The 20,617-nt window shown below is 35.1% G+C and carries 22 protein-coding genes and 2 pseudogenes; 5 read left to right on the top strand and 19 right to left on the bottom strand.

All coding sequences use genetic code 11. The features are described 5' to 3' along the window. Positions 1-84: 84 nt before the first annotated feature. Together F0362_RS04435 and F0362_RS04430 are read left to right on the top strand one after the other, a co-directional pair. Positions 85-1,845 (top strand): SgrR family transcriptional regulator, encoded by a 1,761-nt coding sequence (locus tag F0362_RS04435; protein WP_149889667.1) that lies wholly within the window; start codon positions 85-87, stop codon positions 1,843-1,845. A gap of 30 nt (positions 1,846-1,875) precedes the next feature. Then, positions 1,876-2,394, top strand: a complete 519-nt coding sequence (locus F0362_RS04430; protein ID WP_061529752.1) for a hypothetical protein — start codon at positions 1,876-1,878, stop codon at positions 2,392-2,394. 49 nt (positions 2,395-2,443) lie between these two features. Here the strand turns inward: F0362_RS04430 and F0362_RS04425 are convergent, their stop codons facing one another. Beyond that, positions 2,444-2,992, bottom strand: coding sequence for an NAD(P)H-dependent oxidoreductase (locus F0362_RS04425; protein WP_000789203.1), 549 nt, complete (start codon positions 2,990-2,992; stop codon positions 2,444-2,446). 23 nt (positions 2,993-3,015) lie between these two features. Next, complete coding sequence (locus F0362_RS04420; protein WP_000061962.1) at positions 3,016-3,555, bottom strand: ester cyclase; 540 nt, start codon at positions 3,553-3,555, stop codon at positions 3,016-3,018. A 169-nt stretch (positions 3,556-3,724) separates the two neighbouring features. Here F0362_RS04420 and F0362_RS04415 point away from each other — a divergent pair, with 169 nt between their 5' ends. Beyond that, a complete protein-coding gene (locus F0362_RS04415) occupies positions 3,725-4,063 on the top strand; it encodes a winged helix-turn-helix transcriptional regulator (RefSeq protein ID WP_001059478.1) in 339 nt (112 codons plus the stop codon). Between the two features lie 53 nt (positions 4,064-4,116). Here F0362_RS04415 and F0362_RS04410 read toward each other — a convergent pair whose 3' ends face one another. From F0362_RS04410 to F0362_RS04380, 6 genes and pseudogenes are all read right to left on the bottom strand, one after another. After that, positions 4,117-5,319, bottom strand: a complete 1,203-nt coding sequence (locus F0362_RS04410; RefSeq protein ID WP_000742966.1) for an MFS transporter — start codon at positions 5,317-5,319, stop codon at positions 4,117-4,119. 281 nt (positions 5,320-5,600) lie between these two features. After that, the gene (locus tag F0362_RS04405) at positions 5,601-6,179 is read right to left on the bottom strand and encodes a TetR/AcrR family transcriptional regulator (RefSeq protein ID WP_002038002.1); all 579 of its coding nucleotides are present in this window, start codon (positions 6,177-6,179) and stop codon (positions 5,601-5,603) included. 137 nt (positions 6,180-6,316) lie between these two features. Continuing rightward, positions 6,317-6,631, bottom strand: coding sequence for a DMT family transporter (locus F0362_RS04400; RefSeq protein ID WP_000539672.1), 315 nt, complete (start codon positions 6,629-6,631; stop codon positions 6,317-6,319). Between the two features lie 2 nt (positions 6,632-6,633). After that, positions 6,634-6,990 (bottom strand): DMT family transporter, encoded by a 357-nt coding sequence (locus F0362_RS04395; RefSeq protein WP_098001296.1) that lies wholly within the window; start codon positions 6,988-6,990, stop codon positions 6,634-6,636. A 469-nt stretch (positions 6,991-7,459) separates the two neighbouring features. After that, positions 7,460-8,518: pseudogene (locus F0362_RS04390) on the bottom strand (glucan-binding protein). Positions 8,519-9,035: 517 nt separating this feature from the next. After that, the gene (locus F0362_RS04380; RefSeq protein ID WP_000288079.1) at positions 9,036-9,395 is read right to left on the bottom strand and encodes a MerR family transcriptional regulator; all 360 of its coding nucleotides are present in this window, start codon (positions 9,393-9,395) and stop codon (positions 9,036-9,038) included. Positions 9,396-9,532: 137 nt separating this feature from the next. Between F0362_RS04380 and F0362_RS04375 the strand changes: the two genes are divergently transcribed. Next, positions 9,533-10,303 carry an SDR family NAD(P)-dependent oxidoreductase gene (locus F0362_RS04375; protein WP_000878088.1) on the top strand — a complete coding sequence of 257 codons (771 nt, stop codon included), beginning with the start codon at positions 9,533-9,535 and terminating at the stop codon, positions 10,301-10,303. 77 nt (positions 10,304-10,380) lie between these two features. Here F0362_RS04375 and F0362_RS04370 read toward each other — a convergent pair whose 3' ends face one another. After that, complete coding sequence (locus tag F0362_RS04370; RefSeq protein WP_000686679.1) at positions 10,381-10,836, bottom strand: N-acetyltransferase; 456 nt, start codon at positions 10,834-10,836, stop codon at positions 10,381-10,383. 128 nt (positions 10,837-10,964) lie between these two features. Further along, entirely contained in the window at positions 10,965-11,459 is a 495-nt protein-coding gene (locus tag F0362_RS04365) for an Lrp/AsnC family transcriptional regulator (RefSeq protein WP_000446110.1), read from the bottom strand. A 205-nt stretch (positions 11,460-11,664) separates the two neighbouring features. Here F0362_RS04365 and F0362_RS04360 point away from each other — a divergent pair, with 205 nt between their 5' ends. After that, complete coding sequence (locus tag F0362_RS04360) at positions 11,665-12,576, top strand: DMT family transporter (RefSeq protein WP_001146259.1); 912 nt, start codon at positions 11,665-11,667, stop codon at positions 12,574-12,576. A 34-nt stretch (positions 12,577-12,610) separates the two neighbouring features. On the opposite strand, the gene F0362_RS04355 is transcribed toward F0362_RS04360, so the two are convergent. From F0362_RS04355 to F0362_RS04315, 9 genes and pseudogenes are all read right to left on the bottom strand, one after another. Further along, complete coding sequence (locus tag F0362_RS04355; RefSeq protein ID WP_000758760.1) at positions 12,611-13,093, bottom strand: PRK06770 family protein; 483 nt, start codon at positions 13,091-13,093, stop codon at positions 12,611-12,613. Positions 13,094-13,180: 87 nt separating this feature from the next. Further along, positions 13,181-13,582: a nuclear transport factor 2 family protein gene (locus F0362_RS04350; protein WP_000920284.1), complete on the bottom strand. Its 402-nt coding sequence runs from the start codon at positions 13,580-13,582 to the stop codon at positions 13,181-13,183. A gap of 158 nt (positions 13,583-13,740) precedes the next feature. Beyond that, the gene (locus F0362_RS04345; protein WP_001077742.1) at positions 13,741-14,145 is read right to left on the bottom strand and encodes a DoxX family protein; all 405 of its coding nucleotides are present in this window, start codon (positions 14,143-14,145) and stop codon (positions 13,741-13,743) included. A gap of 164 nt (positions 14,146-14,309) precedes the next feature. Then, complete coding sequence (locus F0362_RS04340) at positions 14,310-15,371, bottom strand: DUF871 domain-containing protein (RefSeq protein WP_000580648.1); 1,062 nt, start codon at positions 15,369-15,371, stop codon at positions 14,310-14,312. A gap of 48 nt (positions 15,372-15,419) precedes the next feature. Further along, on the bottom strand, positions 15,420-16,784 hold the full coding sequence (locus F0362_RS04335; RefSeq protein ID WP_000711289.1) for a PTS transporter subunit EIIC: 1,365 nt from the start codon (positions 16,782-16,784) through the stop codon (positions 15,420-15,422). A gap of 35 nt (positions 16,785-16,819) precedes the next feature. Further along, entirely contained in the window at positions 16,820-17,704 is an 885-nt protein-coding gene (gene murQ / locus F0362_RS04330) for an N-acetylmuramic acid 6-phosphate etherase (RefSeq protein WP_000892375.1), read from the bottom strand. Positions 17,705-17,860: 156 nt separating this feature from the next. Beyond that, positions 17,861-18,724, bottom strand: a complete 864-nt coding sequence (locus tag F0362_RS04325) for a MurR/RpiR family transcriptional regulator (protein WP_000648150.1) — start codon at positions 18,722-18,724, stop codon at positions 17,861-17,863. A 17-nt stretch (positions 18,725-18,741) separates the two neighbouring features. Continuing rightward, positions 18,742-19,070, bottom strand: a pseudogene (locus F0362_RS04320) (outer surface protein). Positions 19,071-19,193: 123 nt separating this feature from the next. Further along, positions 19,194-20,321: a cation:proton antiporter gene (locus F0362_RS04315; RefSeq protein ID WP_000899811.1), complete on the bottom strand. Its 1,128-nt coding sequence runs from the start codon at positions 20,319-20,321 to the stop codon at positions 19,194-19,196. Between the last annotated feature and the right edge of the window lie 296 nt (positions 20,322-20,617).

The following is a 20,617-nucleotide window of genomic DNA, read 5'->3' as shown; positions in this document are numbered from 1 at the left end:
CGTTTCCCCCTCCTTATGCTTACTTATTTTACTTTGAAAAAAAGGAAGAAAAAGGTTAGAATATTCTAAAGAGTTTCCCCTTTTATGATAGAAGGAAGTGTATATATGAAAATTATGGACTATTACATTAGACTAAGACTACATGCACAAGATCAACAACATATGCGAAATAGCTTACAAGAATTAGCGGATGTTTTATATTGCAGTACGAAAAACGTAAAGATTTTATTAAAGAAAATGAGCGAGGAGCAATTAATTAACTGGACTCCAGGGCGAGGCCGCGGGAATAAAACGAAAATTCTATTTATACATAATTTCGTAGAAGCGATTGAGTCCTATACAGATGAACTGTTAGCGCAAGAAAAATTAAAAGATATCTTTCTTCTTTTAAAAGAACCCCTACCCCTTGCACTTCAAAAAAAGATAGAAAATAAACTACATCATCATTTTGGATACGAACCTTCAAATGATATGTACGACATATTAAAGATTCCTATATCGAGAAAGATATTTCCATTAGATCCGGCTTTTGTGGCTGTAACTACAGAGAGCCATCTTACGAGTCAAATTTTTGATACGTTAGTCGTTTATAACGATGTTACTGAAAAAATGGAACCACACATTGCGCATACGTGGGAATTAAGTGAAGACGGGCTTACGTGGACTTTTTATTTACGAAAGGATGTATATTTTCATAACGAAACAGTTTTAACTTCTAAAGATGTACGATTTTCATTTGAAAGACTAAAAGAAATTCACTCTCCTTTCGAATGGTTAACAGAAGAAATTGTTCAAATTGAAACGCCATCACCACTGCAAATTCGATTTCATTTAGCAAAACCAAATTTATTTTTCTTACACTATGTAAGTTCCATACAACTAGCAATTTTACCGCGTGATGTGAGTATCCAAAATCATCATTACATAGGTACTGGACCTTTCAAACTTGCTTATTACTCTGAAGATAATATCGTGCTCGAAGCGTTCACTCATTATTTTAAAGAGCGCGCGTTATTAGATCGTATTGAATTTTGGGGTATTCCTGATCATGTACAAATCGATGCTGACTATGAACTACCAAATGAAGAAGAAAATGAAACGCATGATATACAAATAGAAGAAATAGGTTGTATTTATGCTGGCTTCAACTTTACAAAACCTGGTCCTCATCATGACATGTACTTTCGAAAGGCTTGGAGAGAACTATATGATGTTGAAACGATAATTCGTAGCATAGAAGGTAGACGAACAATTGCTGCATCAAGTTTTTTCCCTGAAAGAAGCCGTCAAGCTTCTAAAAGATCCTACTCTTTAGAAAAAGCGAAAGAGTATTTAAAAAAGAGCACCTATAATGGAAAAACGATACACATTTATTTCTTCGCATTTAAAGATAGTGCAAATGATGCACATTTCCTAAAAGCACGATGTGAAAGTTTAGGTATACAAGTAGAGCTTCACCCATTTCTCGTTTCAGATTATATGAATCGTTCTATTGATCAACATGCTGATATTATTTTTATGGGAGAAGTATTTGCTGCCGATCATGAACTTGCATTCTTAAATATATTTAAAAATAAAAGTTGCTTCGTAAACCGGTTCATGGACCCGCACTATGAAAAACAAATTAACTGTTTGCTAGATACATTTTTATTAGAAGGAAATAAGGAGAAGCGCTACGAGCTCATGTATGAAATCGAAGAATTTTTACAAACAGAACACATCATTTTATTTAACTATCACGTTTTAAAAAGAAAAACATACCCTTCTTCTTTAAAAAATGTAACGATTGATTCATTCGGTTGGGCAAATTTTGCAAATTTATGGATACAGCCATCCATGTCTTAAAATGTGAGTCATTATAAAAGGAGAGGAACTATGAAACGCAACCTAGAAAAAAGACTTTCCTATCTATACACAGGTGAGTTATTTTCAGTCATTACTTTTATCTTCACAAGTTACTTACTTAATTATGCTTATCCTACATTACATTTATATTCCCTATATTCTTTTTGGGTCTCATTTCTTCTTTTAGAGTTTATCTTATTACAAGGAGTAATTTACTGGTACGTAAAGTGGAAACGACTAAAAAAAGAGAAAACATCTGTTACGCCCATTAGGATGATTCAATATTTAAAAATACTTAAAAAGATAAATATAGCATTCATTATCACGGGATTTATTACGTTTACTATTGATTTTGTAATTTGGTATCCCCACTTACCTTTAGGTGGGCTATCATTCACCCTATTTATTTATATTTTTGCATTACTTGAGTACATTAACTATTATCATACTCAGCTTTCATACGATAACATCTCTGATATGAAACATTTAATCAAATCAAAAAAACTAAAGCAGTCCTGTATAAGTAAAGATTTTCAACGTATTTCATAAAAGAGAAGGTACTACATCCTTAGTAGTACCTTCTTCACAATACAAACTATTATTGAATTACTCCATCCAAGTGATTTTTCAAGTTCAATAAATATTGCTCAATATCCGGATTCTTCACCACATCATAACAAGCAAAACTCTTTAACGGACTCATGCCAAGAAACTTTTGTACGCGATGTAAGTGACTAAGCGCTGACTCTAAACTTTCTCCTTCAAAAAACTTCGTCTTATCTCCAAATGCTTTTTCAGGTGCATTCCAAGTTGTAGAAAACATATATTGCTTCTCTTTTAGTAAACCACCTGTTCCATATTCATCAGCACCTTTAAAGAACAAACCGTATTCATACACTTCATCCATATATGTTTTAAATAGTCCCGGTACACTAAACCAATAAATTGGTGTTTGATAAATCACAACATCCGCCCATAAAAACTTCTCTTGCTCTTCTTTAATACTATAGCCATCTTGAATCGTTGTTGTTTTCACATGATGATTCTCGCTTAATACCGTTACCATATAATCTACTAACGTTCTATTTAATCGTCCTTCTTTCGTACCGTATTTCTCATGTCCATTTATAATAAAAATATTTTTCATCGCTTTTCTCTCCCCTATATGATCTACTCTTCAGCTATTAAGCCCAGTTGCTGCTTCAGCGTAAGATTATCTTCTAAATGCCAGTCTTCCGTGATCTTTCCGTCTTTCACATGTAACATATCAATTGCAAAAAAATTGATTTTCTTATCATTATGCGTTCCCGTAAAAGAAAGACGAGCTGTTACTTTATCACCAACGACTAATAAATCTTCAATCTCGCAATGTATATTAGGAACGACTTTACGAAAATTTTGTGCCGCAACCTTTAATCCTTCAGTACCTTGCGGACGACCTTTCGGTAATGTATTATCAAAGAAATTTTCCGTAACAGTATGCGGAATAAGATTCTCTTTACCTGTATCCCAAAATGCATAAAAACGCTGCGCTGCATGAACCATTTCTGTCGCTTCCTTTTTACTTAATGAAGAATCAATTGTCATTGCTTTTGGCTTTGGCATTTCTTTTAATAAATGAATTTCAGTTTTTTCTTCCACGCCGCATGCTACAAGTACAATACAAACAACAAACAAACTAAGGAACATAAACAATTTTTTCATACTCATGGAAATCACCTCCTCTTCATCTAAACCCTTTTTATTTCATATTGCTATTGTATATGCACTAACTTTCTTTATGGAAGTAGTGATATTTTTTTCATATAGTTACCAAAAGTATAGTTTTGTGATACTATAAAGCAAATTCATTCAAAAAATTTTTATGGAGGCTAGTTCCATGAACAATATAGATTCAGTTGTATTAACGAAAGGTTTACCTGGCATACCTTGTCCTATCGCTAAAACGCTTGACGTAATCAGTACAAAATGGACGTTTTTAATCATTCGTGACCTTCTTATTGAAGGAACTTTACGTTTTAGTGATTTACAAAAATCAATGGACGGCATTAGCCCAAAAACATTATCGCTTCGCCTAAAAGAATTGGAAGCACAAGGGATTATAACGCGAAAAGTATATCCAGAAGTTCCGCCCCGCGTAGAGTACACTTTAACGGATAAAGGAAAGCAGTTAGAGGGGATTTTTATTGAATTAAAGCGGTTTGGATTAAGTTTATAAACGAAAAGCCCCTTACCATACAAATAGTAAGAGGCTTTTCATTATTCACTACATTACTTCGCAAAACTTTCAGCTAGCTGTTTCTCTCTCCACATAAATGTAATGCCGAGACCAACGATTAAAACAACTCCTGAAAATGCATATGGATAATGAATATTCATATCAAATAATATTCCGCCCATAGCAGGTCCTGCGATATTTCCTAAACTCGTATACGTTGAGTTCATACCAGCAACAAATCCTTGCTCTTTTCCAGCTGCTTTTGATAAAAACGTCGTTAAAGCCGGACGAAGTAAATCAAATGCTAGGAAAATGAAGCAAGTAACGAGCAGTACAACCCAATAATTAAAGACTACAGTTGAAACGAAGGCTAACACTGCCCCCACAATTAAACATATTTGAATTAACACTTTTTCACCAAACATGTCAACTAATTTTCCAAACATAAATACTTGCACAACTACCCCAAAGATTGAACTAATTGTAATAATTGCAGCAATATCTTTCGGCGTGAAACCAAATTTATGATCAGAAAACAGACTAAACACAGTTTCATATGCCGATAAACCGAATGCAAGTACAAATACGATAATAAATGCGATTGCATACATTGGGTTTAATGATTTCTTTAAATCTCCAATAAAGCTTGATTCTTTCGTATTAGAAGAAATTTCTGCAAGCTCTTCTTTCGTTAACGGTTCTTTTAAAATAAAGATCGAAATCACACATGCTACAAAAGCAATCACTGCTGCCACAAAGAACGGCACACGTATTCCGTATTCTGCAATAAACCCGCCAATTCCAGGCCCTATAATAAATCCAGTGCTAATAGCTGCTGAAAGATAACCCATCGCCTTTGGCCGTTCCTGAATCGATGTAATATCCGCAACATATGCTGTAACACCCGGCATAATAAACGCAGCACTAACTCCGCCTAACACCCTCGCTACATAAAGCATCCACACATCTTTTCCTAATCCAAAAAGAAGCTCTGAAACACCAAAAATAAATAATCCAATGATTATCATTTTCTTCCTACCGTAAAGATCGACCCAACGACCTGTAATTGGTGAAGTTATGAGCTGAGCCATTGCAAACACTGCAACGAGATAGCCCATCGTTTTACCTGTTAAATTCATATCATTCATAAAGGACGGCATAACCGGAATGATTAACCCAATCCCTAAAAAAGCGATAAATATATTGCTTAAAAGAATGACCAATACCATCTTTTGTTCTTTTATCGGTTTCTTCACTTTTTAACACCTCTTCCCGTAAGTTCCTCTCAAAAATAATGCCCAAGAAACTTTTTCTTTATCCTGCTATTTGTGGGCTAATAATGAGTGGAGATACCCCCCCACTCATTAAAATTTCACTTTATCCTTCCACACATACACAAATACAGGGTGAATGACTATCATTCAGTTTTTCGTAGAAATGAACCTACCGTCTTAAGATAGGTTCACCTAACTGTTTTGTCCCCATTAATGCGGGCTAATAATCAGCAGGGAATGCCCCTACCAATTAAAGTTTCCCTTTATTTCTTTATATGTAGTGCATGTATTAAAAAATCTAGTACTTCTGCCTTTTGAAGCTCCACTTGCTCATCATCTTTATGATCGTATAAATAAACTTGTTCCGCTGCTGATTCAACAAGAGCGATAAATAACTTGGCTGTTCGCTCTGCGTGAACCGAATCACGAATTTCACCAGCTTCTTTTGCCTCGCTTAAAAATTCGCTTAGCCACATATAAAGAGGCTCATATACAGCTTCCCATTCTTTTATATGTTCAGTAGATGCAAGACCCGCATACATTAATGCTTGTATTTCACGATATTCAGCTATAAAGTTAAATACTGCATCTATTACTTGCTCAACTTTACTTGAAAAAGATGCATCGTTCTGTACTTTTTCTTTCACTGCAAGTATCATCTTCTCAACCATCACTTCTGCTATTGCAGGCATAACAGATAGCTTAGAAGGAAAATATAAATAGAAAGTTCCTTGTGCAATGCCAGCCAATTTCACGATATCAGAAATCTTCGTTTTTTCAACGCCCTTTTCCTGAAACACTTCAATAGCTGCATAGACAATTTTTTCTTTTTTATTCATCATCTAAACCCTTTCACACTCATATTGAATGACTGTCACTCATTTTATAAAATAACTAGCTGTACTGTCAATCATCATGTACTTTCATAATAAAAATCTCCCAACAGATCGTTAGGAGATTTAGCTTTAATATCCTTTTCTTATGAAAGGGCCTTTAATCCCGTAACTCCACATACGATAAGAGCTACGCTAATCAAACGTGCCTTACTTTTTGATTCACCAAACAGAAACATATTTAATAAAACTGCGCCTGCTGTTCCAATACCAATCCAAACCGCATAAGCCACACTTACTTGTAGGAACAAGAAAGAAGTGTATAAGAATGCGAAGGACGTTGCAAATCCACCTATATAAATCGCTCCATTTGCTAACGTCTTATCTTTACTATACATTTTAAGTCCTATCACACCGACTATTTCACTAATTGCGGCACAAAATACGAAAAACCAACCCATTTTTAAGCAGCTCCTTTCACAATTTCTTCCGCGATTTCTTCTTTATTATCAGCCAGTTTTAAACCGATAACACCCGCTACGACCATCACGATAAAGAATAGTTTCCCTACACTGAAACTGCCGCCGAAAAGGAATACATCCATTAGGAAAGTACCTACCGTACCAGCTCCGGCAAACACAGCATATACAGTCCCTGTTGCAAGATGTTCGCACGCTTTAGAAAGAAAATGAAAATCAACAGCAATAACTCCTACAATAACAACCCAATGCCACCAAGTATGGGCTGTATTAAAACCGAACACCCAAAATATTTCAAAGATACATGTTAATATCACATATAACCAAGCTTTATTTTTCATATCTCTCACCTTCTATTATTATATGACTGACCGTCAGTCATTTTTAATTTAAAAAATATAATCTCACGCAAACTACTATTTTAAAAAAACAATATCAGCCTCATTTATCCTTATATTTGTTCTTGTTCAGTTATTAAAAATTACTTATCTACACCCTTTCATAATAAATGACTGAATGTCATTCATAAATTATTTTACACGAATAATTTATAAAATGTCAATACCAACATTCCATAAACAATTTAACTACTTGTAATACTTTACATTTTTAGAAACCGTAAATTGCTTAACTTGATGGCAACAATGTCTCTTCCTCCATCAATCAACTTAATAAAAATCGGTACTCATTATTGTTAAAAATGTTATTCTTTCTTTATTAATAGGGGGCTAGCGTAAAAAAGACACCCTCACAGGTGTCCTTTTCATTATGGAAATCTCTTAAAATACATTTCTATTTAAAAACCTTTTGTTACATCATAATACCGTTATGTTTGAACGTATACCATTTTCCATTAATTAAATGTTTTCCAACTGCCATGTCACCGCTAGACTGTAAATAATACCAATTTTTATTTTCTTGTAACCAACCTGTTTTCATTGGGCCATCTTCAAAGTAATACCATTTCCCTTTATTGCTAAACCAACCTTGTTCACTTGCACCAGATTGATCATTAAAGTAATACCATCCTTCTTCTAGCTGTTTCCATCCTGTTAGCATTGAACCATCTTCATTAAAGTACCAAACCGTACCGCCTTCAGCTAGTTTCCCTTTTCGCATAGCACCAGTGTCATCAAAAACATAACGCTTTCCGTTTTCTTCTAACCAGCCTTCGTTCCAGTTATTTTCTGTGCTTTTCATTGATCCATCTGTATTTAAGTAATACCATACGTTATTATTTTTTAACCAGCCTGTTTGCATGACACCAGATGCATCAAAATAATACCATTTCCCTTTCACTTGTGCCCAACCTGTTTCCATAGCGCCATCTGCATTATAGTAAAACCATTTCCCTGTATAAGGCCCACTTTTAATCTCTTGCCAACCTGTAACCATAGTTCCATCTGCATTAAAAGTGTATGTTTTTCCTCCTATAGTCCTACGGCCATCAGACATGTAACCATCTTTGTCAAAGTGATACCATGAACCATTGATTTTTTTCCAATCTTTAGCCATAGAGCCATCTTCGTTAAAATAATGCCAAACTCGAACTTTCTTCCATCCTATTTGCATTGAACCATCTTCATTAAAATAATATGTTTTTCCTTGAATATTTTTCATATATGTAGCCATCATGCCTGTTTCATCAAAGTGATACCATTTTCCATTAATATTTTTCCAACCTATAGCCAAAGAACCATCTTCATTATAGTACAACCAGTATCCCGTCCCTTAAAACCAACCACGTTTTTCTTGAACTTGCTCAATTGTATCCGCTTTCTTTTGAGAAACTACATTTTCTTCTGCATGAGACACTGCTGGTATGATAAACATTGAAGACATTAAAATCGGCAAAATAACTTTCTTCATTTTCCAAATCCCCCAATTAATGAATATTTTTAGTTTTTATTTCCACAAACAGAATTGTATTACGTTAGTTAAATATAGTCAACAGTTTTTGTAATGTAATTGTAATATTTTTTATATATTAGAAACATATGAGTTTTTAATGTAATTATAATTACATAATCGTTATAATTAATCATCCATTTTTTCAAGTAATTCATTCGTTCCAAATATCAAAAAGATAAAAAGTATGGATTTCATAGTAGTCAAAACTTTGAGCGTATACATGAACTTTTTAATACTGTTATAATTTTAGTTAAAACAATAGTCTTTCAAATTTTTAATCTAGTTTAATAAAATCAATATTCCGTCAATAATATTGATAATACGATACTTTCTCCACTCCCCCTTGGAGAGATCCCTTGAATGGAGCAGTTAGCTTTTGCTAGCTGCTCTTTTTATTTGTCCGCACACTATGATGAAATACTCATAGATCAAATCCATTTTTCATCACGTAACAGGAAACAGCGTATTTTTTAATCTATGTATTTTTCAACGAGTCTTTGTATGCAATGATTTTATTTTCAAGCATCTTCTCTGTAACTTCTAAGTTTTCTCTTTGAATCTGAATAGATTTCCTATGATCTTCTAGGAGCTGCAAACGAGCTTCAGTTGTATGCTCCCCTTCTAAATATAATCTAGCGTATTCTCTTATTTTCGCTATTGGCATTTGCGTTTGTTTTAACTTCATTACAAACTGCAACCACTTTATATGTGATTCTTCATACAGTCGATTTCCATTTGTATCGCGATTTGCAATTAGTATGTTCTCTTTTTCATAATAACGTAATGTATGTGTGCTCACTCCTAATAATGTAGCTACCTCGCTAATTGTGTACATACTCATACTCCCTCCGCATGCCATTTGCCCTCATATATTTTGCATTCTTATCAAATTTATAAAAAACATTTGACTTAGAGTATACTCTAACAAATACAATCTAACCATAAATGAATTTGAACTTAGGGGGATTTTATATGAAATATACTGTTATTACTGGTGCTAGTTCTGGAATTGGCTATGAATCGGCTTTAGCCTTTGCATCTCGTGGAAAAAATATAATACTTGTAGCTCGAAGAAAAGAAGAATTAGATGGATTAAAATTGAAAATTAACGAAATGTATCCGGAGTTAGATGTTGTCATTCGAAGAACTGATTTATCCGTCACGGAAAATGTTTATAAACTTTATGAAAGTCTCCAAAGTTTCCAGATTGAAACGTGGATTAACAACGCAGGTTTTGGTAATTTTGCCTCAATTGCTGAACAAAATTTAAATAAAATAGAAACGATGTTGCATGTAAATATAGAAGCACTAACAATACTCTCTTCCCTTTTCGTTCGAGATTATTCAATGATTGATGGAACACAGCTTATTAACATTTCATCAGGCGGTGGATATACGATTGTCGCTAATGCTGTTACGTATTGCGCTACGAAATTCTATGTAAGTGCATTTACAGAAGGATTATCTCACGAACTGAAAGAACAAGGTGCAAAATTACAAGCAAAAGTTTTAGCTCCTGGTGCAACTGAAACAGAGTTCGCGAAACGATCATTTGATATTGATGAATTCCAATACGATAATGTTGTACCAAAATTCCACACTGCAAAACAAATGGCACAATTTATGCTCGACCTTTATGATAGCGATAAAGTTATAGGGCTTGTCGATGGTTCTACTTATAACTATGAACTTAAAAATCCCATTTTTAATTTTGCAGTAAGAAAAACAAATTCAAATTCTTAACAACATCTCATTTCTGCCTAAAATATAGATACCCACTATTTCTTAAATAATAGTGGGCTTTTTTCTTTCTAAACATTTCACCCAACATACCTAATCATCGCCACTTCATCACAATAATCAACTTTTGGACAATGCCTGCAATCAATCCACACTTTCTCTGGCAACACTTCCTTATTCACAAAATCAAACCCACACTTTTGAAAAAATTCCGTTTCATATGTTAAAGAAATTACCCTGTTCACTTTTATCTTTGCCGCCTCATTCATAACATGATTCACTAACATACGCCCTATCCCTTTCCCTGCATATGTATGCGAAACTACTAAAGATCGTACTTCTGCAAGATCCTCTCCTAATACATGTAAGCCAGCAACTCCAACGACTTCCTCTCCTTCTTTCATAACATATAAACATTGCAAATATTGATAGAGAGACAAAAGAGAACGCGGTAAAACAACCCCCTCTTTTGCATAAACTTCAATGAGACTATAAATTTCTTTCACATCACTCGTAACCGCATTACAGATTTTCATATTATATCCCCTTGCCCCCAATATTAATATTTATAACTTTAAATGAATTTTAATACATAATTTTATATAATAATACATCTCTCTTTTCTTCTCGTCAATCACTTTATACAAACAAAAAACCAAGCAATCTAATCGATGCTCGGTTCCTCATTTCGTATCGGCAATACCGTCGAATATTTAATTTCACGCAGTGCTAAACTTGTCTGTATCCGTGTAATACCAAGCTTGTTCAACTTTCTAATAAACTGCTCCAGTTCTTTACGATCACGATTTGCAACTTTTAATAAATAATCATATTCCCCTGTTAAACAATGACATTCTAACACTTCAGGCATCGATTCTAATTCTCGTTCTAGCACTTCAAGCTTTTCATACTGATGAATATTCGTACTCATAAAAATGAAGCATAGTAAATCAAAACCGAGCTTTTCTTGATTTAAAATTGCTACTTGCTTATCAATAAAACCTTCTCCATCTAACCTTTTTATTCTTGCATGCATCGCAGCTGGAGATAAATTAACACGGCGTGCAAGCTCTGCATTACTTACTTGTGATTCTTTCTGCAATATATCTAAAATTTGTACATCCAAATCATCTAACACTTTAATAACAGATGACTCCATTATAATTCCCCCTTTTTTCTTACCGATGATTATTCGAAAAAACACCCCTTAATTCAAACGAAACTGAATATTATTCTTTAAGATACAAACGAAACGAAATGTTTTATTGATTTTTAACCATTACACAAAAGAATATATTACACAATAAAGAAAAATGCTAAAATTATTTACAATTCGTATTGATTATAACAAAGGGGATTTTAATATGCCTTATTTTTATGTCTTTTTACTATTATTAACGAGCTTATTATGGGGAGGGAATTTTGTCGTTGGGAAATCTCTCGTCGATCATGCCTCGCCGATGACACTGACGAGTTTAAGATGGATCATTGCGATCGTTTGTTTATTACCTATGGTATGGTTTAAAGAAAAGAAAATCCTGCCACCGCGCGCTGCGATACTACCTTTAATACTGATGGGGATTTCAGGAGTCGCTCTCTTTAACATCTTTCAATTTTTAGCATTAGAAAAAACATCCGCAACGAATGTGGGTCTCATCTCTACATTGAATGCAATTTCAATTGCACTATTTTCGGTATTATTTCTAAAAGAAAAAGTAAATACACTTCAAATATTATCCATGACCCTTTCATTCTTCGGGGTTATCCTCGTTCTATTAAAAGGTGATTTCTCACTTTTATTTTCACTACATTTTAATAGCGGAGATTTATGGATGATTGCGGCAGTTTGTATTTGGGGGATATATTCTGTGTGCAGTAAATGGGCAACAAAAACAACTACACCACTAATGGCGACGTTATATTCTGGTATTTTCGGCATTATTTTATTACTGCCATTTAACATCGGTAACTTCACTGTTTCAAATATAAATACATCATTCATTACATCGCTTTTATATACAGGAATCATTTCAACAGTACTTTGTATGGTATTTTGGAACATTGGTGTACAAAAATTAGGAGCTACAACATCGGGAATTTTTCTAAACTTCAATCCGATTTTCACAGCTATTTTAGCATTCCTTTTCCTAGGAGAAGAATTAACATGGATACAAATTTTAGGTACAATTGTCGTCGTGACAGGATGTTATTTATTTTCTCATTTCAAAACAGTTGCTGTTCAGCCAACTAGAGCTTTACTACGCAAACATTCTTAATCAAAAAAACATCGCCACCAAAGTGGCGATGTTTTTATTTACCTTTCATTTCTTTCACATACTTCTTTTCTTCTTCTGGCGATAAACGTTCTGTTGCCTTTCCAGTATCACCACCTTGAATTTCCCACAAAAAGTTATGCTCCTCAACCGTTTGTGAAAAATCCCCTTTCTCCCAGCGCTCCAAAGTAGCAAGTAACTTTGATTTATTTTTAAAATTTGTACTGCTTTCTACCGCTTCCTTCGCACTACGAATTTCCTTATTTGTCATTTCAATAAATCCCCATTTTTCAGAGGATTTCACTTTTTGATGTACCATCCTATGCATGGTAGAAATAATTTCATCTTCACTAGCTTGTTGCTTCTCTTCCTTTGCTTTCTTCCCTTGTTGCCCCGTTACATTTTGTGCTTTCAGACTCTTCTCCTCTTCTTCTATATAATTAAGAAGTTTCGTAACACCGAATACAGCTCCTATTGCAATTACAATCATTGTAATTGTCCCTATAATCCATTTTTTCATATTATGTATTCCCCATTCCCCTAATAATCACATAAACAAATGGAATCGCCTGCGCACAGCCGATTCCATTTGTTTCCTTATTATATTTTAAACCTTCATCGCTTCTCGTACAATAAAACTATCCACATATTGCTTAAATTTTATAATTTTCCCATTTTCAAGCTGCCATATATGAACAAATTCTGCTTCAAACAATTTTCCCGTTTCTTTATAAACTCCTGAATAAACACCTTCAGCAATAATTACATCTTTTCCGTTTACTTCATGATACATATTTACACTCGCTTTATAATCATCCCATTCTGATCCTAAACGACTAAATACATTTTCCATTATATCCTCTGTACCTATATACGTTCCGCCGTACGGGAAACCTTTTGCCTCTGTCCATTCTATTTTTTCAGAGAGGGATTCTGCTAAATGTTTTGCATTCGAAGAAGCTGATCCTTCATACGTACTTTGAATAATTTCTAAATTTGATTTAAGCATAGTAATTCCTCCCTCGTTTATTTATTCTTCACACGAGTAGTAACTATTGTAGTTACAACTTGTGTAAAAAAATATGCTAATTCATTTCATTCTTAACTTAGTTATTGTAACTATTATAGTTACAATAACTCTTTAAGTCAACAATTTATAAATAAAATTTACTTCGTTTTCATTACTTTCTCTTTTAAGAAACGATCTACATATCCTTCTGCTTTTACAACGAATAAATACGCACCCATTGATAATAATGCAAGATCTAATTCATATCCTGGATTCTTGCCATCTCCTAATAATCCTGCTGCTCCATTTACCTTTACGATAGCTCCAGCTAAAATAAGAGCGAATAACAATCCTACATATCGAACACCTAAACCGATAATTAATAATATACCACCAACTAATTCAACTGTCGCTATACCATACGCAAGGCCACCTGGTAAACCGATACTTGTAAACCATCCTGCTACGTTATCTATACCTGATTGAAACTTTGCTAAACCGTGTGCAAAGAACGTAACTCCTAACACGATACGAATAATTAAATTCCCAATATATTGATTCATTTTGAACTCTCCTTTTTGTTTTGTTATGGTGAACATTTATTCACAAGACAAAACAATACGGTATTTCGTTTCATTCGTCAAATGCTTTTTTTAAAGAAAACAAAAAACATTATCCGTTTTACGAATAATGTCTTTTATAAAATAGCGCTAATTCAAGCTTTTACTCAATCGCACAGAAAAAGTTGAAACTTTTTTCCAGCACCAATATAAGGCAATAACAGCACGTCCTCTTCCACAACCATTCCGACAACATTCACCTTCTCATCTGTAGGCAAATCATTTATAACAACTTGCATCTCCCCGGCATATCTACCGTACAATTCATTATCAATTGTGATACTGCCTTTCTTTCTTGCGATTGCATGCATCGGCTGTAAAATCACTTTATTTCCTTCCCTTGATTCTACTGAGCGAATGACATCACGTGCTGGGTCTAATCTATTTGTATGCACTTGCTCTACTACTTTTAATACTTCATTTTCATTTATAAATGACTCATATCGCAGCGGAATAATCCCTCTACTCGCGCTCGCAATTTCTTGTACACTTTCTAAACTAGCACTTATATCTCCAATCAACACTTTATCGACATCACAATCTTGAACAAGTTCTAAAAACGCTTCAAGCGGGCGCATATTGCGGTGCTTTTCTAACGTTGGTAACCCTTCATATAACGGGCCACGTTTATCCTCATCTCCCGGAATAAATGCCATCGTTGTTATTCCACACGCATGTAAATATTGATTTTGCTTTTGTAAGAAGGACCTTGCTAGTCCTGTTTCTGGACGCGGATAAAAATTATGCCACGCTTCAACATTCTCTACCCGTATATTTTCCGCAAGTAACTCTTCCCAGAAAGATTCTGTAATCGTACTCGCATTTAAAGCTACTTTCATCTTATGAGATACACGCGCAATTTCCTTCGGCGCAATGCCATAATCCATTCGTAAACCAGTAATACCAAAGCCCAATAACACTTCCACATTTTCATACGTTATTCCTAAATGATTTAACGACTTTGGAGATATATCCACCATTAATTCCATTTCATTTTCGAGAGCCTGTTTCCCTAATGTTTGAATTAACTCTTTATACGTATCTGGATCATCTTCCGGAATATGAAGTGATGTAAAAATAGATGAAAATCCGTTTTCCTTCGCTATTTTTAGCCACTCTTTTTGTTTGTCTGCTTGCCCTTTTGAAAGATAAATTGAAACTCCTATCATATGAATCTCCCTTTCTATGAATAGAAAAAGAGAAAGGAATCCCTTTCTCTATATGTTTTCTGCCATTTCTTCTTTAAATCCGAAGAAGTACGTGAAGATAAATCCGAAAGTATATGCAATGACTAAACCTAAGAAATATAGTAAATATTTATTATCAGCAATTAACGGGATTAAAGATAATCCTGATACGCCAATTCCGAGTGAAGCCGTTTTCATAACTGCTTGGAATGCACCCCCGACAGCCGCTCCTAAACAAGCAGTGATAAAAGGTTTTCCAAGTGGTAATGTAACCCCGTATAATAACGGCTCACCAATCCCTAAAAACCCAACTGGCAATCCACCTTTAATTACGTTACGAAGTCGTTTATTTTTTGTTTTCACATAAATTGCAATCGCTGCGCCCACTTGACCGGCACCAGCCATTGCGAGTACTGGTAATAAAGGTGTTACGTGCGTTTGATTAATAAATTCCATATGAATCGGTGTTAAACCGTGGTGTAATCCGACCATAACGAGTGGTAAAAACGTTCCGGCTAGCACTGCTCCAGCAAATGCCCCACCAACATTTAAAATTGCGTTAATACCGCTCGTAATACCATCAGATAAAAATCCCGCTGCTGGCTGAATCGCTAACATCGTTACTATACTTACAGCTAATACAGTAATAAGCGGTGTTACAATAATATCTACTGCATTCGGCACTGCTTTTCGTACTCTTCTCTCAACTACTACCATAAGCCACGCTGCAAAAATAACTGCAAACAATCCGCCCCGCCCAGGTACCATTGCCTCACCAAATAATTTCACATTTGCCATCGCCGGATTGAAAATTAAAATACCCGCAATCGCCCCAAGAACTGGTGTCCCGCCAAATTCTTTCGCTGTATTCCAACCGACTAAAATCCCTAAAAATGTAAAGATACCGCCGCCAATAAGTAGTAACATTTGTAGCCATGTAGCATTCGGATCAGCACCGGCGTTTTTCGCAAAGTTAGCAACTCCGTTTATAATCCCTGATGCAACAAGACCAGGTATTAACGGAATAAAAATGTTACCTATTTTTCGTAAAAAGTTCTTCACTGGTGTATTATTTTTCTTCTTCATCTCTGATTTAATCTCTTGACCAATATCTTCAAGATGATGATCTGCAACCTCACCAATTCGCAATCCTGTTAAAACTTCCATTGCAGCTGCTACTTTATTTACAGTTCCTGGACCAACAACAACTTGAAGTGTTTCATCTTCAATGACGCCCATAACGCCTTCAACCTTTTTCAAAAGATCCATATTCACTTTACTTTCATCATGAAGCGTTAACCTCAGTCTCGTCATACAATGAGCAATGCTACGAATATTTTTTATTCCCCCAAGTTGCTCTGAAATTTCTTTGGCCATTCTCTCTTCTTTCTTCATAATAGAATCCCCCTCCCTATTCTTATCGTTTCACTTTATAATGCTTTCTTCACAAAGCCTTTCGCTTCTTTTAGTTTTTCTAGTGCTTCCCCATACTCACACTGTAGTAATACCATAACGATAGCAACTTTCACATTACGATTTGCTTTTTCGTAATACTCTGCTGCTACTTCACAACTAACTCCTGTTGCTTCCACAATAATTCGTTTTGATCGTTCTACTAACTTTTCATTCGTAGATTGAACATCTACCATTAAGTTTTTATATACTTTTCCTACACCAATCATTGACGCTGTTGAAATCATATTGAGCACTAATTTTTGCGCTGTACCAGCCTTCAAACGTGTTGAGCCTGTTAATATTTCTGCACCTGTCTCCACTTCTACATTGAGTTTTGCATACTTACTTATTTCAGCATTTTTATTACAAGAAATACTCGCCGTACTTGCTCCCACACTATGTGCGTATTTCAATCCGCCAATTACGTAAGGGGTTCTTCCACTTGCGGCAATACCAATCACTGTATCTTTCTCGTTTAATCCAATACTTTTCAAATCTTCTTCTGCTAACTCTTCGCGATCTTCGGCACCTTCCACCGCCTTAGTAAACGCTTTCAATCCACCTGCTATAAATCCTTGCACCATTTTATCATCTGTTCCAAATGTTGGTGGGCATTCAACCGCATCTAGAATACCTAAACGACCACTCGTACCAGCCCCAATATAAATTAATCGGCCCTCTTCTTCAAAAGATTTAATAACAGTCTGTACGACCTTTTCAATGTGTTCTATTTCTTTTTCAACTGCTAACGCAACAGTTCTATCTTCTTCATTCATACTTTGTAACACTTCTTTTATACTCATCTCATCTAGATTCGTCGTTTTCTCATTACGGTGTTCTGTCGATAAATTTTCTAACATATTGCCACCCTCTTCGAAATTATATTTCACACTTTTATTATAACTTTAAGAAACTAAAAATCAATAACTCTTTCTTATTTTATGAAATAAAATTTCACAACGTGACATATTTGTGTCAAAGTTAATAAAAAAAGATGAGTCCCCTCATCTTTTCTTCTACTTCAACTTCCGTAACCGCAAAGCTTCTTCTCGCGTCTCCATAAATTGATCCAGCACTTTATTGCCAATTCGATTAAAAGTAATCACATATAAAGCATCAATCATATTCAGTTGCGTCATTCTCGAAGCAATACTCGCAATACGATGATCTTGCTCTACATCCGGCATACAAAGGCGAATGTCCGCTTCTTTATATAAAGGTGATGATTGGTCAAGTTTCGTAATTCCGATAACAGTTGCACCTTGTCTCTTTGCATATTGCGCCATTTCAAGCACATCTTTCGTTCGCCCAGATGTTGAAATCGCCACAAATATATCGCCTTCTTTTAAATTCGTCACAAGCGGCAACATCATATGAAAATCAGATAGCATCATCGCTGTAAATCCGAGCCGTGTAAATTTATACGCCCCATCCATCGCCGGTGTCGCTGACCCACCTACGCCGTAAAATAAAATCTTATCCGCATTTACAATACGATCTGCAGCTTTCTCAAGTTCCTTCTTATCTATCGCCGTAACACTTGCCTCAATTGCAGCTTTATTCACATACGTAACTTTATTAAACAAATCATACGGTCCATCTTCCTTATTCATCACTGAAAAATCGTTAATATTATAATCAGCAATTGTTAATTCACGAACGAGCGCTATCTTAAATGCTTTAAAGCTTCCAATACCGATTGTTTTACAAAAACGTACAACACTCGCCTCACTCGATCCCGCATTTGTAGACACTTCTTTTGTCGTTAAATTTGGAACAATCTCTGCGTTCTCCATTATGTACATGGCAACCTTCTTTTCAGCTGGTGAAAATTGATCCATATTATTTTCAATTTTAAATAGTAATGTTGAAGCTTTCACTATTTAACCTCCACTTCTTACGGTTGCGTATATTCTCTAATATCATTTGTATCATATAGATAAAAACCATCATTACCAGGTGGATGATGAACAATTACAGTTCGATCCCCTTTTTTATATGACGTTATTTCACCTTCAGATCTCTGTTCTTCCCATCCATGTATCCAAACTGCAAAGTCAGGTACAAAAGCAGTGTACTTATAGTCTTTCGGTTTTCATCTTCTACATAGGAAGAAAAAATAGAAACTGGAAAACATTTCACTTTTGATTCTTTCCATGCGGTAAATGGTATACATAGTGCAATAAGTATGATTACGCCTATAACCTTCCCCTTCGTAATCTTCACATATCCCTCTCCTCGTCCACATCATATACATAGATTTTACCATAATTACAAACCACTCATGCTACATGCCCATTGCTTTTTGAAATAAAAAAAGCTTACCTACGTTAGATAAGCTCTTTCCCTCTATACAAAATACTTCTTTAAAAGTGGCGGTGTAATAATCGTCGTCAATATAACAACAATCACAATCGCTGTGAAATTTTCTTTCGCTAATAAATTCGCCGTCAGTCCGTTTGCTGCGATAATCAGCGCTACTTCTCCGCGTGACACCATCCCTGCACCAATACTAATAGAAGATTGGAGTTTGAATCCTGTCAGTCTTGCTCCTAAACCTGATCCGATTAACTTTGTGAAAATCGCAACGAGCGTCATAATGATAATGAACCAAAGCTGACTCCCGATTCCTTGAAATGTAATTTCCATTCCGATACTTACGAAGAACACTGGTACAAATATCGCATAAGCAATCGGTTCAATTTTATGTTCCACTTCATGCTTATACTCCGTTTGAGAAATGGCAATTCCTGCTGCAAATGCTCCAATAATACCTGCAATTCCCATCATTTCACTGTAATACGAAAAAGAGAAACAAATAATAAGAGCTGCGCTAATTAAAGCTTCTGTTACGCGAAGCGGCACAAGCATTTTCATAATCCAAGGAACGACTTTCCATGCGATAAAAACAATACTTACAAAGAAAACGATTTTCTTTACAATGACAAGTGTTATATTCACATCTTGCGTTCCTAAAAAGCTCATAACAAACGCTAATAAAATAACGACAATTACATCATCAAATACAGCAGCACCTAAAATCGTTGTACTTTCTCTCGTATTCATCTTCCCTAAATCTCTTAGCGTTTGCACTGTAATACTAACCGATGTTGCACAAAGTAATAATCCTAAAAAGATGGCATGAGATTGCATTAATCCAAACAACAGTCCTGTCACATATCCACCGATGAAAGGAAAAATAATTCCACCAGCCGCTACTGCAAACGACGATTTCAAATTCCGATTTAACTCTTCTAAATCTGTTTCAAGTCCCGCCATAAACATAAGTAGCAAAACACCAATTTCACTAAGCTCATCAATAAGTTCTGAACTATTAATAATACCTAGCACCGCAGGACCGATAATAATACCAACAAGTAATTTACCAAGTACAGAAGGCTGACCGAGTCTAACGCTAATATCACCAGCTAATTTCGTACAAAGTAAAATGACGACAAGTTCAAAATAAAATAACATAGCATCTTCTCCTACTATATAAAGTGAAACTTTAATCAGTGGGGATTTTGTTCATCCCCCACTGATTATGAGCCCTCACCAATCGGGCGTTTACGGGCAGCCCGACCCCCACCTAACTTCTTTGCTCCAGCCGAATTTTGAGGTGGGGGTTTTACTGCCCGTTAATGCGGGATAAAATAAATCTATTTGTTAACCCGCATCCATTTCCGCACATAGTTTCCCCTATTCATCCGCATTTTATTTGTTAAAATTTTATTTGACAAAATATTCTGAATTATAATAAAGTTAATCCAGAA

The sequence above is a fragment of the Bacillus sp. BS98 genome (genome assembly GCF_008432245.1).
GTDB lineage: Bacteria > Bacillota > Bacilli > Bacillales > Bacillaceae_G > Bacillus_A > Bacillus_A toyonensis.
The sequence above is the reverse complement of the archived record's forward strand: the minus strand, read 5'-3'. Positions and strand labels throughout refer to the sequence as shown.

Bases quoted from the DNA above. Each gene is read 5' to 3' on its own strand.
- F0362_RS04430 (WP_061529752.1), top strand. From the start codon at position 1,876: ATGAAACGCAACCTAGAAAAAAGACTTTCCTATCTATACACAGGTGAG.
- F0362_RS04395 (WP_098001296.1), bottom strand. From the start codon at position 6,990: ATGAAAAATAAAGCTTGGTTATATGTGATATTAACATGTATCTTTGAA.
- F0362_RS04405 (WP_002038002.1), bottom strand. From the start codon at position 6,179: ATGATGAATAAAAAAGAAAAAATTGTCTATGCAGCTATTGAAGTGTTT.
- F0362_RS04380 (WP_000288079.1), bottom strand. From the start codon at position 9,395: ATGTACACAATTAGCGAGGTAGCTACATTATTAGGAGTGAGCACACAT.
- F0362_RS04335 (WP_000711289.1), bottom strand. From the start codon at position 16,784: ATGAAGAAAGAAGAGAGAATGGCCAAAGAAATTTCAGAGCAACTTGGG.
- murQ (WP_000892375.1), bottom strand. From the start codon at position 17,704: ATGTTAGAAAATTTATCGACAGAACACCGTAATGAGAAAACGACGAAT.
- F0362_RS04355 (WP_000758760.1), bottom strand. From the start codon at position 13,093: ATGAAAAAATGGATTATAGGGACAATTACAATGATTGTAATTGCAATA.
- F0362_RS04350 (WP_000920284.1), bottom strand. From the start codon at position 13,582: ATGCTTAAATCAAATTTAGAAATTATTCAAAGTACGTATGAAGGATCA.
- F0362_RS04415 (WP_001059478.1), top strand. From the start codon at position 3,725: ATGAACAATATAGATTCAGTTGTATTAACGAAAGGTTTACCTGGCATA.
- F0362_RS04365 (WP_000446110.1), bottom strand. From the start codon at position 11,459: ATGGAGTCATCTGTTATTAAAGTGTTAGATGATTTGGATGTACAAATT.
- F0362_RS04435 (WP_149889667.1), top strand. From the start codon at position 85: ATGATAGAAGGAAGTGTATATATGAAAATTATGGACTATTACATTAGA.
- F0362_RS04370 (WP_000686679.1), bottom strand. From the start codon at position 10,836: ATGAAAATCTGTAATGCGGTTACGAGTGATGTGAAAGAAATTTATAGT.
- F0362_RS04315 (WP_000899811.1), bottom strand. From the start codon at position 20,321: ATGTTATTTTATTTTGAACTTGTCGTCATTTTACTTTGTACGAAATTA.
- F0362_RS04345 (WP_001077742.1), bottom strand. From the start codon at position 14,145: ATGAATCAATATATTGGGAATTTAATTATTCGTATCGTGTTAGGAGTT.
- F0362_RS04375 (WP_000878088.1), top strand. From the start codon at position 9,533: ATGAAATATACTGTTATTACTGGTGCTAGTTCTGGAATTGGCTATGAA.
- F0362_RS04340 (WP_000580648.1), bottom strand. From the start codon at position 15,371: ATGATAGGAGTTTCAATTTATCTTTCAAAAGGGCAAGCAGACAAACAA.
- F0362_RS04360 (WP_001146259.1), top strand. From the start codon at position 11,665: ATGCCTTATTTTTATGTCTTTTTACTATTATTAACGAGCTTATTATGG.
- F0362_RS04400 (WP_000539672.1), bottom strand. From the start codon at position 6,631: ATGGGTTGGTTTTTCGTATTTTGTGCCGCAATTAGTGAAATAGTCGGT.
- F0362_RS04420 (WP_000061962.1), bottom strand. From the start codon at position 3,555: ATGAGTATGAAAAAATTGTTTATGTTCCTTAGTTTGTTTGTTGTTTGT.
- F0362_RS04425 (WP_000789203.1), bottom strand. From the start codon at position 2,992: ATGAAAAATATTTTTATTATAAATGGACATGAGAAATACGGTACGAAA.